Annotated in this window: 12 protein-coding genes and 1 riboswitch; of the genes, 11 read left to right on the top strand and 1 reads right to left on the bottom strand. The window is 38.7% G+C overall.

Features of this window, described 5'->3' with window-relative positions; translation table 11 throughout:
* Positions 1–44: 44 nt before the first annotated feature.
* A riboswitch (cyclic di-AMP (ydaO/yuaA leader) is annotated at positions 45–187 on the bottom strand.
* 330 nt (positions 188–517) lie between these two features.
* On the top strand, positions 518–709 hold the full coding sequence (locus QNH43_RS23950; protein WP_076370632.1) for a hypothetical protein: 192 nt from the start codon (positions 518–520) through the stop codon (positions 707–709).
* Positions 710–925: 216 nt separating this feature from the next.
* On the opposite strand, the gene QNH43_RS23945 is transcribed toward QNH43_RS23950, so the two are convergent.
* Positions 926–1,525: a TetR/AcrR family transcriptional regulator gene (locus tag QNH43_RS23945; protein ID WP_283915989.1), complete on the bottom strand. Its 600-nt coding sequence runs from the start codon at positions 1,523–1,525 to the stop codon at positions 926–928.
* A 118-nt stretch (positions 1,526–1,643) separates the two neighbouring features.
* Here QNH43_RS23945 and QNH43_RS23940 point away from each other — a divergent pair, with 118 nt between their 5' ends.
* The 10 genes from QNH43_RS23940 (at position 1,644) to QNH43_RS23900 (ending at position 13,228) form a co-directional block, all read left to right on the top strand.
* Positions 1,644–2,369: an ABC transporter ATP-binding protein gene (locus QNH43_RS23940; protein WP_283915988.1), complete on the top strand. Its 726-nt coding sequence runs from the start codon at positions 1,644–1,646 to the stop codon at positions 2,367–2,369.
* Entirely contained in the window at positions 2,366–3,382 is a 1,017-nt protein-coding gene (locus QNH43_RS23935; RefSeq protein WP_283915987.1) for an ABC transporter permease, read from the top strand. The genes QNH43_RS23940 and QNH43_RS23935 overlap by 4 nt, the downstream gene beginning before the upstream one ends.
* A 217-nt stretch (positions 3,383–3,599) precedes the next feature.
* Entirely contained in the window at positions 3,600–4,208 is a 609-nt protein-coding gene (locus QNH43_RS23930) for a VanZ family protein (protein WP_283915986.1), read from the top strand.
* Positions 4,209–4,247: 39 nt separating this feature from the next.
* A complete protein-coding gene (locus QNH43_RS23925; protein ID WP_283915985.1) occupies positions 4,248–5,714 on the top strand; it encodes an aminoacyl-histidine dipeptidase in 1,467 nt (488 codons plus the stop codon).
* Positions 5,715–6,530: 816 nt separating this feature from the next.
* Complete coding sequence (locus QNH43_RS23920; RefSeq protein WP_283915984.1) at positions 6,531–7,295, top strand: hypothetical protein; 765 nt, start codon at positions 6,531–6,533, stop codon at positions 7,293–7,295.
* A gap of 114 nt (positions 7,296–7,409) precedes the next feature.
* Positions 7,410–8,108: a GntR family transcriptional regulator gene (locus tag QNH43_RS23915; protein WP_283915983.1), complete on the top strand. Its 699-nt coding sequence runs from the start codon at positions 7,410–7,412 to the stop codon at positions 8,106–8,108.
* A 563-nt stretch (positions 8,109–8,671) separates the two neighbouring features.
* Positions 8,672–8,818: an IS3 family transposase gene (locus QNH43_RS27890; RefSeq protein ID WP_434060141.1), complete on the top strand. Its 147-nt coding sequence runs from the start codon at positions 8,672–8,674 to the stop codon at positions 8,816–8,818.
* A gap of 618 nt (positions 8,819–9,436) precedes the next feature.
* The gene (locus QNH43_RS23910; protein ID WP_283915982.1) at positions 9,437–9,964 is read left to right on the top strand and encodes a GNAT family N-acetyltransferase; all 528 of its coding nucleotides are present in this window, start codon (positions 9,437–9,439) and stop codon (positions 9,962–9,964) included.
* 1,026 nt (positions 9,965–10,990) lie between these two features.
* Entirely contained in the window at positions 10,991–12,244 is a 1,254-nt protein-coding gene (locus QNH43_RS23905; RefSeq protein ID WP_283915981.1) for a cytochrome P450, read from the top strand.
* A gap of 264 nt (positions 12,245–12,508) precedes the next feature.
* The gene (locus QNH43_RS23900) at positions 12,509–13,228 is read left to right on the top strand and encodes a thioesterase II family protein (RefSeq protein WP_283915980.1); all 720 of its coding nucleotides are present in this window, start codon (positions 12,509–12,511) and stop codon (positions 13,226–13,228) included.
* Positions 13,229–13,263: the final 35 nt, after the last annotated feature.

Raw genomic sequence — 13,263 nt, 5'->3', positions numbered from 1 at the left:
CCACAAAAAGCGTGCAAAAAAACTCCCGAAATAGGCGGTCTTATGACCTCCTTCGCTTTAGCCGACGAAGTTAGCTGACGGGTAGGATGGCGAAAGAGCTGATCTCATCCCTTCTGCAAGGCAGAATTAACCCCAATTGATTGGGTCCTCCGTACTCAATTCCCTTGAGTTTTGGCCGAAATGCATTAAATTGATAAACGTATTCTACTCCCATCATTTAGCAGTTGTAAACCCCTGTATCGTAAAAAAATATTTCTTTAACAAGACTGAAAATTTACGTTTCATTTACATTTTAAAAACGTATTGACAAATATTAGTTAGCACATTATGATAGGTTCGATTAATCCAATTATGATAACCAGCATCGATTTACTTTATTCAATACTTTCAAGCAGAACACGCTATTGCCAATCAAAATTCTAAATATATTTATTATGTTTCTTTTGTAAATGATAAAGAAAATGCAGTGCATTCGTATTTAAAGATTCAAGACATTTTATTAAAAAGGCGGGCAATTATGGAGAAAACGTTCAATAGATATGTTATTAATGCTACAGGCAAGGGTGGCCAGACATATTTAACACAATGCCAGGATAAAGATGCACTAAGGAAATGGATAGCTGATCATGAGGATCAAATCATCATGGATGAGTTAAGGATAACGGATAAGAAAAAGAATCCGTTTTTAAAATTGTTTTCCCTTAGGTAAATCAACTAAAATCCCAACATCATTAGCGGTATTCAATTATGAAATCCCTTTGTTCTATCCGGGAACGCTGAGCGAAAAATCCATATCTTGTTTTGCTTTTAAACTCATTTATTTGAAAATGAGTTTTTTTGCGTTGGAAATGCAGAGGTGAAAGCGGAGGGAAAGATGTAATCAGATTTAAAGGTATGTTGATGGAACATGCCTTTGATGATTCGTTCATTGTATGAATGTGCGCAATTGGCTGATGAAGTTCAAGATTTGAAAATGGATTTTCGCCATTTCTTCCGCCGTTTGCTCTTCGCAATTCTCCAGCCACTCAGTAATCACCCCTAAAATCGCCGATGTCAGGAAGGCGTGCATATACATGCGGAACGCTTCATTTTTAGCTGCTGGATGCTGGCTGATCAAACGCTCCAATAGTTCTTCACCGAATACGCGCTTTATTTTTTTGGCAAAAGAAGGATCGCCCTGATCGCCAAGAATGGCCCTCAAAGCGTGGGCATGTTCACTGATGAATTGAAAAATCTCCACGAAGGGCGGGTAAAGCTGTTGTTGATGAAGGGCCATGAAAGCCTCCTTCGGCAATATGGCAGTAATGCGGGTTTGAAGTTCATTTAACAATTCCTGCTGTAAGTGATCCATCAATTCATATTTATCTGTGTAATGCAAATAGAATGTACCCCGATTGATGTTGGTGCGCTCTGCAATTTTCTTCACTGTTACATGTGTGAACCCCTCTGCCTCAACGAGTGCAATAAAATGATGTTGTATCTGCATCTTCGTCTTTTGTACCATATCCTCATGAATCGATGCCATGTAATGTCTCCTTCACTGAACATTTTTCCAAATGTGTTGATTGTATTAGACCAAATGCTGCCTTAGAATGATGATACACTCAACACCGTGTTAATTAAAGAGGGAGGATGTGTGTACATTGAAAAATGCGATTTCCATTGAAGGAATTGCCAAAGGTTTTCATCAGAAAAAGGTCATTCAGCCATTGAGCCTGAGTATTGAAAAAAACGGGATTTTTGGCTTGCTGGGTCCATCCGGATGCGGAAAGACGACCTTGATTAAAATGATTGTCGGATTGATTAAGCCCGATGCGGGTAAAGTCACGGTTCTGGATCATGAAGTGCCAAATCAAGCACTGTTAATGGATGTCGGCTATATGGCACAGTCCGATGCTTTATATACAGAACTGACGGGAGCTGAAAATCTCGAGTTTTTTGCGAAGCTATACCGTTTTTCGAAAAAGGAACGAAGGGAACGCATTCAATATGCAGCTGAGATCGTACAGTTGACGAGTGATTTGAATGTTCGGGTTGCGCATTATTCCGGGGGAATGAAACGCCGTCTGTCACTGGCGATGGCACTCATCCAAAATCCGGCAATTCTCATTTTGGATGAACCGACAGTAGGAATAGACCCTTTGCTGAAACAATCGATTTGGCAGGAACTTGAGCGTTTAAGAAATGAAGATCATAAGACGATCATCATCACGACGCACGTGATGGATGAAGCGGAACGGTGCGATAAACTGGCGATGCTGCGTGAAGGTGAAATCATCGCGGCAGGAACCCCGGCAGCTTTAAAGACACAATTTGCCGTGGAAACGCTTGATGATGTTTTTTTAAGGATTGGAGGCGGCCTAAAATGAGAATTGCCTCTCTAGTTACTCGAATTACACAGCAGCTGCGCCGGGATCGAAGGACACTCGCTTTATTTTTCCTGGCTCCATTGCTCATTTTAACGCTCATGTATTTTATTTTCGATACAGAAGCAAGTGATTTGAAACTCGTAGTTACAGGCAGTGATGGAACCATGGTCAAAGCATTGAAACAGGCGGATTTTCAAGTAACGGCTGCTGAGGAATTTTCTCAGGAAAAAATGATTGAGAATGATACGGATGGCTGGCTGCATGTTGAAAATGGCAAATTGAAACTGACACTATTGAACGACGAACCGTCCCATGCAAAGGCCGTTCAAATGCAAATGATGCATGCTTTGCAAGGGGATGAAAAAAACACGCCTTCAATTGAGGAGCAATATGTATACGGAGATGCCGACACAAAGGGTTTTGATACTTTCAGTCCGATGCTCGTCAGCTTTTTCGTTTTTTTCTTTGTATTTTTGATAGCGGGGATCGCGCTTTTGAAAGAGCGTACAAGTGGTACGCTGGAACGGCTGCTTGCCACCCCGATTAAAAGGTACGAAATCGTAGCGGGCTATGTGATCGGATATGGCTTATTTGCTCTCGTTCAAACCATAATTGTCGTACTATATGCAGTCAATGTATTGGATATCGTCCTTGTTGGCTCCATTTGGCTCGTTTTACTGACGAATATACTGGTCGCGCTCGTTGCACTATCGCTTGGTACATTACTATCGAGTTTCGCGACATCCGAATTCCAAATGGTACAATTCATACCGCTGGTCATCGTGCCGCAAGTCTTCTTTACAGGGATTTTCCCATTGGATGGCATGGCGGACTGGCTGCAAAAAATCGGCAAGATCATGCCTCTTTATTACGCATCGGATGCCATGAACGGCATTATGTACAAAGGCTTCGCGTTCAATGAGGTTTTACTGGATCTCCTCATTCTCCTAGCATTTGCAGCCGTTTTTATCACCATCAATATTATTAGTTTAAAAAAGTACCGTTCACTATAAAATGAACTTTATCATTAAACAAAAAGCAGGATTCCCGGAACATGGGGAACCTGCTTTTTTGTTATAGCGGAAGATTATCCTTCCCATCGGTTATTCGAAAAGCGTCCCCCCGAAGGTTTTCTACTGACAGGTTAATGCAGTTTGTTGACGGGTTCTTAAAGTTGTCCTAGGATATAAGGACATGCAATGATTGGTAAGAAATAGAAGGGGGAGTCATATGTCTCTAAAATCGGTCATGCTTTCCCTTTTGCTGTCGCAAGCATTGTTTTTGTGCGGTTTGCCTTTTTTTCTTCAGCTCCGATTATATTTGAATCCTTTGGTGGTCATCGTTGTCTGGTTTTGTATACTTCTTTTCGTTTCGTTTGCGGTCCTTTTTTTTCGAGGTGAAACGGTCATGATTCCGCACCTTTTGTGGCGTGCAGTATTGTTTGGCTACAGTTTATCATTATTGGTTTTGTTGTTCTTTCGACCAGAAGGGCAGGTATATTCGTATAATTTGGTTCCTTTTTCTACGATCCTTTCATATTTATCGAACGATATGAACGGGCTTGTGTCATTTTATAACCTTAGCGCCAATGTGGGGCTGTTCATTCCATTCGGGCTGTATTTGTTGTCGAGGGAAGGGAAAGAGCCCTCCGCTAAAAGGAAATTTCTTTATCCATTACTTTCGATTTCGGGCATCGAAATCTGTCAGTTCGTTTTTCGGCGCGGAAGTTTGGATGTCGATGACCTAATCCTGAACATGATTGGTGTTTATCTGGGGTACGTTCTGTATCCTTTGTTCACGAGAGTGGCAGTGTTCCGTTCTGGAAAAGTAAAAGGATGAGAGGCAGTATAAATATTTAAAATGAAAGGATGTTTTTTCATGTATAGCACGTTAGAAGAATTATCGAGCCATCCGGTGTTTCATTATTTTGCAGCGATTTCCAAAATCCCGAGAGGATCGGCTAATGAAAAAGCAATCAGTGATTATCTGGTTCGATTCGCTAAGGATAGGAACCTGGAGGTGATCCAGGATGAAGCGCTGAATGTGATTATCAAAAAGGCTGCGACAATGGGATATGAAAGTGCACCTACCGTCATTATCCAGGGGCATATGGACATGGTTTGCGAAAAGAACAAGGGTACGCTTCATGATTTTGAGAAAGATCCGCTTCAATTAAGGATTGTGGGAGACATGTTGTATGCGACGGATACAACATTGGGGGCGGATAATGGGATCGCTGTTGCGTATGCTTTGGCATTATTGGATGCAAATGATATTCCGCATCCCTCTCTTGAAATAGTCATAACGACTGAAGAAGAAACGACAATGAACGGTGCACTTGCCGTGGATCCGGCTCACTTCAAGGGAAAAATGATGATCAATATCGATTCGGAGGAAGATGGAAAGCTGCTGGTCAGCTCTGCAGGAGGAATACGCGTGCGGCAGGTCCTGCCAATCGGATGGGAATCGGCTTCTATTGTTGATGCTGTATCTTATAACATCAGGATTAAAGGGTTGAAGGGCGGACATTCCGGTATGTCCATCCATAAGGAAAGAGGGAACTCCAATAAACTTTTGGGCAGAGTATTACATGGATTAACGACAGCCTTCCCTTGTTACATACAGCAAATGAACGGGGGACTGAAAGGGAATGCCATTCCCCGTGAAGCAGAGGCAACTGTACTGTTTCATGCAGAAGATGTTCAGAAGATAACGGAGAAACTCCAGCAATGGGAAGATACTTTTAAAAATGAACTGCAATCTTCCGACCCTGAGGTATCGATCAAGTTTGAAAAGATCGAAACGGTTTCTTCAAACGTTTTTTCCAAAGAGACTGTGACTAGAGCCATTACCTCCTTACTGGTAATCCCGCATGGTGTTCAAGGAATGAGCATGGGAATAGAAGGATTAGTGGAAAGTTCGACGAATCTAGGTGTCGTTACAACAAATGAAGCGGAAATGCTATTCGAAAGTGAAATCAGGAGTTCGGTCAAAAGCATCAAATATAATATGGTCACGCAAGCAAAGGCGATTGCCGACATGCTTGGGTGCGAGCTATTGGTTGACGCGGATTATCCGGAATGGCCCTATAATCCTGATTCGAAACTCAAGAAATTATTTGAAGAGACATATAAAGAAAAATATCAAGAGGACATTGAAATCATCGCTGTGCATGCAGGGATCGAGTGTGGGGTATTCATAGATAAGATACCAGGGTTGGATACTGTTTCAATCGGACCGGATATGTTTTCCGTACATACACCTGAAGAACACTTAAGCATCCCTTCGACCATAAACAACTGGGAATACTTTGTTTACACATTAAAGAGAATGAAGGATCTATAAACAACTGCATGTCTAGGGAACAATTGAAATTCAATAGATTTGGAGACATCCTATCGTTAATTGATAGGATGTCTCTTCTTTTGAGGGTTGTTAACATAGAATGTTGATTTCCACTCCAGGCACTCGCTTTCCGCGGGCGGTCCGGGAGCCTCCTCGGCGCTTTTGCGCCTGTGGGGTCTCCCTTGGCCACGCTTTTCTAAGCAGGAGTCTCGTACCTTACGTTCCAATCAACTGAGACGTGTTTTTAATAAAAACTGAAGGCTGGTCTCATCCCGAATTATGTTTAAGACTAGTATATCCCTCATGTTTTTTTACTGTAATCCTTATTGGATGGAAGAAATTTGCGACACTCCTGCCGAATAACTGGCTAGTCGAGACCCCGCAGGCGCTTGCGCAGAGGAGGATTGGCAGACAGTCGGCGGAAAGGGAGCGGATTTCTGAAAATCAGCTGGAATGTTTTCTTGAAAAACTGAAGGCTGGTCTCATCCCGAATTATGTTTAAGACTAGTATATCCCTCATGTTTTTTTACTGTAATCCTTATTGGATGGAAGAAATTTGCGACACTCCTGCCGAATAACTGGCTAGCCGAGACCCCACAGGCGCTTGCGTCGAGGAGGCTTGGCAGACAATCGGCGGAAAGGGAGCGGATTTCTGAAAATCAGCTGGAATGTTTTCTTGAAAAAACTGAAGGCTGGTCTCATCCCGAATTATGTTTAAGACTAGTATATCCTTCATGTTTTTTTACTGTAATCCTTATTGGATGGAAGAAATTTGCGACACTCCTGCCGAATAACTGGCTAGCCGAGACCCCACAGATGCTCGCGCCGAGGAGGCTTGGCAGACAGTCGGCGGAAAGGGAGCGGATTTCTGAAAATCAGCTGGAATGTTTTCTTGAAAAAACTGTAGGCTGGTCTCATCCCGAATTATGTTTAAGACTAGTATATCCTTCATGTTTTTTTACTGTAATCCTTATTGGATGGAAGAAATTTGCGACACTCCTGCCGAATAACTGGCTAGCCGAGACCCCACAGGTGCTCGCGCCGAGGAGGCTTGGCAGACAGTCGGCGGAAAGGGAGCGGATTTCTGAAAATCAGCGGGAATGTTTTCTTGAAAAAACTGTAGGCTGGTCTCATCCCGAATTATGTTTAAGACTAGTATATCCTTCATGTTTTTTTACTGTAATCCTTATTGGATGGAAGAAATTTGCGACACTCCTGCCGAATAACTGGCTAGTCGAGACCCCACAGGCGCTCGCGCCGAGGAGGCTTGGCAGACAGTCGGCGGAAAGGGAGCGGATTTCTGAAAATCAGCGGGAATGTTTTCTTGAAAAAACTGTAGGCTGGTCTCATCCCGAATTATGTTTAAGACTAGTATATCCTTCATGTTTTTTTACTGTAATCCTTATTGGATGGAAGAAATTTGCGACACTCCTGCCGAATAACTGGCTAGCCGAGACCCCACAGGCGCTCGCGTCGAGGAGGCTTGGCAGACAGTCGGCGGAAAGGGAGCGGATTTCTGAAAATCAGCGGGAATGTTTTCTTGAAAAAACTGTAGGCAAACTCGCTTTTCTTCGGATTTGAAAGAAACAGAGGTTTCTTTACAATCGTTATAAAATAAACTATTGTAAAGAAAACCTATCATTCAGTCTAAAGTATTGTTCTAATCATTATGCATAGAGGAAGGTATATGGAAATATGGATGTAAAGTATAGAATGGTCGTAGAACAAATGGAGAAAGAAATAGTAGAAGGAAAATATACATTAAATACTAAGTTACCTACTGAAGAAGAGTTGATGAAGAGGTTCGATGTCAGCAGGAATACCATTAGAAAAGCAATCAATATAATGGTTGAGCAGGGTTATATCTATCAAGTGCAAGGAAGCGGCATATTCCTAAGGGAGTTTTCCAGACCGGGATGCATTTCGATGAGGGATATGAGTGGCTTAACCAAAGTTTTTCCGAATGATGAAATGAAAAGTAAAGTGTTGAAATTAGAATTAATAGAAGCTGATGAAAAATTGGCCAAACAAATGAAATGCCAGGTGAAAACCAAAATCTATAACCTCAAACGGGTTAGATACTTAAATGGTGAACCCATTGTAATAGAAGAGTCCTATTTCAATAAAGACATCATCCCCATCTTAAATAAAGAAATTGCAAATGGTTCCATTTATGAATATATAGTCGAGGATTTGAAGTTGAATATCGGGTTTGCAGATAAAATCATTTCGTGTGAAAAACTAAATGACGATGATGCCAAGCTTTTGGACTTGCAGCCAGGAGATCCGACTTTAATCGTTGAAAGTACGGTCTTTTTAAAAGCGGGAACCGTTTTTGATTTATCAATCGAGAAGTATAATTATACTTCGGCCAAACTGTTAACATTGACTTAAAGAGGGCAGGAAATTCTATCTAAATGGTGGGTGATTTCATGGAAGAATTAGGGAGGTTTTATTTATTATTCAGACTGACAATACGATAACAGAAACATACAAAATAAAGAGTGACTGTCATTTAGTTAGCAGTCGCTCTTTATTTCGAAAAGAGGCCTTACGATCTTCAAAAGGTGAATTGGCGGATTATGAAAGAACATGGGCTTGTTTCTTCTTGTACAGTCGCTTAGTACAAACCGCAAAAGACCTCATGTAACGAATCAGTCCAGGCTAACGAATTAAATCGGTCATGAAGATTAAAAAGTAGTGGTTAGTGATTTAACATATGTCAAAGTCAAAAATAAATGGCATTACATATGTATCTTTGTCATCTCTTTAATCGTGAAAATTATTGGATTTAGCAGAGAACCTAACAAGGACGCCAAGCTTGTGGCAAGAGCATTTGCATCTATTAAAGGGAAATTCCGTTATATCAGCTCTTCCACAATGATAGATGGAATGAGTTTAAAAACAAGCTGATTGTCGAAACGTTAACCATAATTGAGAATGGTCGTTCACTAAGTATGAAAGGTTTCCCTTGTGATAAAGCTTTCGAGGAGGCGACATTTAAAATCATTAAGGCTGAGTTCGCTAATCAAACAACATTCGCAAGCTCAGCTCAGCATCCACTTGAATTCGGAGACTTTGTGAACTGGTTTAATAAGCTGTGAAATCGAAATCGTTGGACCTTTAGGCTGCGTTAGCAGTTATCCCTTAAAAAGTTGGTTTGATTTAGTGTTGACAATCCAACCTGAGGTCGATTCACCTGTTATAGGGGGGAATTGATAGTGGCATCATTCCTACTAATTCTCTTCTAAAATGATCGATTATTGCCTCAGAATTATTTGGTGGGCCGAACTCTGCTTTTGATGAAGATGGTCATGGAACAATGGTGGCGGGTGTCATTCAATTTGTGATATTTATAAATTCCATCCGTTACTTGGGGGTAAAATTATTAAATGGCAAAGTGACAGATAAAAATAACAGTTTCTCTGACGATAAAATCCTTGTAAAATTTTTGAAAACTTGATATTGTGACAGTATGGATTGTTCCATTTATATCCAATAGGTAGTCTTTAATTTTATTTTATAGGCTCCTACCATAAAACTTAGGGTAAGAGTGAGAGAGGCAATAAATAATGATGGAGTAACATAGATAAGAAGATAGCCCCCCTAACTTTTATATAAAAAAACGGTTACACTTATCGCAGATAAAGTAAAAATTAAGAACCAAATTAAAATAATTATCTATTGATTTGCCATATATAAATTCATAGGAGGAATATTAAATGTTTCCTAATTTAGAAACAGACAGACTCATTTTGAGAGAAATAACTCATAAGGATGCAGATGCCCTTTTCTCTTGTTTTTCTAACGCTAACGTCTTACGTTTTTATGGTCAAGACAAATTAGAGAGCATCGAACAAGCCAACGGATTTGTAGAATTTTTTTCTAAAAGTTTAAAGGAAAAAAGAGGAATAAGGTGGGGGATTGAAAGAAAAGGAGAAAAAGGGTTGATAGGAACAATTGGATTTAATGCTTGGTCTCCTAAACATAAACGTGCTGAAATAGGTTACGAAATTCACCCTGACCATTGGAGAAAGGGATATATGACTGAAGCAGTCTCGAAAATTCTTTTATACGGATCGGAAACTCTAGGTTTAACGAGAATTGGTGCTGTAGTTTTTATTGAAAATGTATCGTCAAACAATTTACTTAAAAAAATGGGATTTCAACAAGAAGGAGTCCTAAAAAACTATATGTACCAAAATGGTGAAGTATATGATACATATGTTTATTCTTTTCTTCCTAAATAATTATGTAAGTAGACACGTCATTATCATGAGAAGGTTAATGCATGAACACATGACTGAGGATTTAAAATACCTCGGTCATGTGTTTTTTCATTATATATAGACTATTACTTTCTACATAATTGTGAATTCTAACTTTAAAACTTTTACTTTTATGAATTGTCAATTTAAATAAAGGAAAGTAATGAACGAAATCAGCGGTTGAGGATGAAGGATAAATTAAACATATTGATGATCTAGATGAGAAAAAGATACGATGATTTATTTTTTTAAAAACATATTTACTTTTTATAATATTTATTTATGAAAAAATGTGAATAAAAATAGATTTGTTCATAATTTAACTAAATAATTATAGTGATATAAAAACTGTTAAATAAAAACATTTTTATATTTTTTTGTATTTTTTATTCAAATAAAGAAAAATGGTGTTATAATCTAAAAGAGCAAATATTTTACATTTTTTATGTTAATTAATTTAATCGCATTCATTTATTTAATATATAAATATTCAAAATATACGTTTCTGGAAGATGGAAAGATAAGTTTAACGATAATAATGGTGCAAGTGCTTTTCTAAAGTAATAATTTAAAAAACTCTTATCCAATAAAGAATAGACAATTAGTTGTATTTTATTTAAATATATTGATATTTAAAAATATCAATATATAAGGGTATGAGATGGGATTTTCAGAAGGGTGATTACATCTTACAGAATTGGAGTCTCTGAAGAGTAGTACTATTATTTTCCGAAAAATAAAAACAATGGTGATCACGAAAAACAAGTGTTACTGTACTAGTCGAAACGGATGATGACCAGAGTAAGGAGCCAACAACTTAAGAATAAATAGTTTCGTTCCTAGAAATAAACTTTTTCAATTCTAAATTCAACTAATTTCTTGATGTTTATCATTCATTCTTTCAATCATGGAATAAAAATTTTGCTATTCCCAATTGAAGTGAAAAGTATTCATATTTAGTGCAAGCAGCAGGAATGTATTTTCAAAATGAATAAATGGAGGAGCGGTATGAAGTTAACTTATCCAAAAGACTCATCCCATATTAATATTGGGGAGTACAACTTAGCAGACCCGAAATTACATAGTAATGAGGATGTCCATCTTATTTGGCATGCAATGAGAGAAAGAGCACCTATACACTGGACAGAAACTGAAAGTGGCTTAGGTTTTTGGTCTGTTACTAAATATAGTGACGTTAAAAGTGTTTTAAGTAATCACAAAGATTTCACGTCAGAAAGAGGCACGCTCTTAAATCTGTTGGGAACAGACGATCCAGCAGGTGGGAAGCAAGTCACTGTGACGGACCCGCCGCGCCACTCAAAGTTGCGACGTCCTATGCAAAAAGGATTTACTCACAAGTCTTTAACAAAGCATGTCGATGTTATCAAAGGAGAGGTACGTAAATTGTTATTGCCTGCTGTAGAGGGTGAGGTAATTGACTTCGCCCAGGGAATGTTTGCGCTGTCTACTGCTGTGGCAGGTGCCATTCTTGGGTTGCCAGCCAAAGATTGGTCTTTAATCACGCAACTAACGGCAATGTCAATAGCTCCAGATGATCCAAAGTATCAATTAGAAGAAGGACCTCAAGCTACGTTACAATATGCCCATCAGGAGATATTTAGCTATTTTGGAGATCTAATCATGGAAAAGGATGATTGGGAAGAGGATGAAGTATTAGGCATACTGTTAAATCAAATGATTGATGATGACCCTTTAGATTTCGGTGCCATTTTAGCCAACTGTTATACGCTTTTGCTTGGAGCAACTGTAACAACTCCTCACGTTCCTAGTGCGACAATTTATACGATGATGGAGCAAGGTGGCTTTGAAGAATGGTCTAGACATCCAGAGTTCTTAAAGACTGGTATTGAGGAGAGTTTAAGGTGGTCATCACCTGCTAGCCATATTATGAGATATGCGGTTGAAGATACTGAAATTCGAGAACAAAAAATTAAAAAAGGTGAAGCAGTAGTATCATGGATTGCATCTGCTAATAGAGACGAAGAGATATTTGAGAATCCTTATAAATTTGATTATAGAAGAAAGCATAACCCCCATATCTCTTTTGGAAGCGGTGTTCATTATTGCATGGGACATTTAGCAGCAAGACAAACACTGGAGATCTTATTTAATGAACTATTTGAAACATTTTCTGGTTTTGAACTGTGTGGAGAGGTAGAACATCTTAGCTCGAATTTTATAGGTGGCATTAAACACTTCCCGATAAAAGGGAAAGTCAAACATAAGGTTAAAACATATTAAGGAATTAGAAGCGTGTAGATAAACATACATACACCTTAAGTAATTCTAATTTTCTAGGGTTTTGAAGAAACGAAAGTTGTTTTTTAAAAAAAGAATCAAAGTTTTCACAAACCTCGATTCTTTTTTTTTGCAAAAACGGTGAGATTTAATATGACACTAGAGAAGTAGAAGTTGGATTTTATAAAAAGAACTAGTTCTAGCCAGTCGAATCTTTAGAAGGTATGGATTCATAGAGAACAAAAGAAATAAAAGGAGGTATATCAATTGAATAACAAATCATTAAACCTTTTATGTCTTCCTTATGCGGGTGGATCAGAAAATATCTATACGAAGTGGAAGAATGAAGTGATAGGTGGAGTGAATATTGTACCTATTGAGCTTTCAGGGAGAGGTAAACGGATGCAGGATCCCTTATATAATAACCTCAATGAAGCTCTGGAAGATATTTATTTAAAGAGTTACGAATCTGTAGCGGAATCCCCATTTGCGATTGTGGGCCATAGCATGGGCAGTATACTAGCATACGAACTAGCAAAGAAACTAATTGAAGAAGATAATAAGGTGCCAGAGTTCCTAATCTTTTCAGGAAAAAATCCCCCTCATGCGAAATTGGGCACCAATATTCATACGCTACCAAATGATGAAATGTTGCAAGAGCTTCAGAAGCTAGGTGGAATTAAGCCAGAGTTTTCAAAGTACCAAGAACTTTTATCCTTATTTCTACCAATCATAAGATCAGATTTTAAATTAGTAGAAACATATGAACATGTTCCTGGTACTCCTTTTGCTAATGATATTTATATCATGTATGGATCGAAGGATATGATTACGAGTGGATCTAGCCTTATGGAGTGGGATAATCATACATCCTCGAGTTGTTTTTACAAGGAAATTGAAGGGGATCATTTCTTTATTGATTCCAATTCAAAAGACGTAATTGATTATGTTAACGACGTATGCACTAAATATTTAGTTAATTGCTAACATTTTAATAATTTTATACTGAAGGAGGTTTAGAC

Origin of the sequence: Peribacillus simplex (assembly GCF_030123325.1) — a bacterium.
Lineage (GTDB): Bacteria > Bacillota > Bacilli > Bacillales > DSM-1321 > Peribacillus > Peribacillus simplex_D.
The sequence above is the reverse complement of the archived record's forward strand: the minus strand, read 5'-3'. Positions and strand labels throughout refer to the sequence as shown.

What these genes read in the sequence shown, in the direction of transcription:
- QNH43_RS23950 (WP_076370632.1), top strand. Translation starts at nt 518, where the DNA reads ATGGAGAAAACGTTCAATAGATATGTTATTAATGCTACAGGCAAGGGT.
- QNH43_RS23945 (WP_283915989.1), bottom strand. Translation starts at nt 1,525, where the DNA reads ATGGCATCGATTCATGAGGATATGGTACAAAAGACGAAGATGCAGATA.
- QNH43_RS23935 (WP_283915987.1), top strand. Translation starts at nt 2,366, where the DNA reads ATGAGAATTGCCTCTCTAGTTACTCGAATTACACAGCAGCTGCGCCGG.
- QNH43_RS23930 (WP_283915986.1), top strand. Translation starts at nt 3,600, where the DNA reads ATGTCTCTAAAATCGGTCATGCTTTCCCTTTTGCTGTCGCAAGCATTG.
- QNH43_RS23925 (WP_283915985.1), top strand. Translation starts at nt 4,248, where the DNA reads ATGTATAGCACGTTAGAAGAATTATCGAGCCATCCGGTGTTTCATTAT.
- QNH43_RS23920 (WP_283915984.1), top strand. Translation starts at nt 6,531, where the DNA reads ATGCTCGCGCCGAGGAGGCTTGGCAGACAGTCGGCGGAAAGGGAGCGG.
- QNH43_RS23915 (WP_283915983.1), top strand. Translation starts at nt 7,410, where the DNA reads ATGGATGTAAAGTATAGAATGGTCGTAGAACAAATGGAGAAAGAAATA.
- QNH43_RS27890 (WP_434060141.1), top strand. Translation starts at nt 8,672, where the DNA reads ATGAAAGGTTTCCCTTGTGATAAAGCTTTCGAGGAGGCGACATTTAAA.
- QNH43_RS23910 (WP_283915982.1), top strand. Translation starts at nt 9,437, where the DNA reads ATGTTTCCTAATTTAGAAACAGACAGACTCATTTTGAGAGAAATAACT.
- QNH43_RS23905 (WP_283915981.1), top strand. Translation starts at nt 10,991, where the DNA reads ATGAAGTTAACTTATCCAAAAGACTCATCCCATATTAATATTGGGGAG.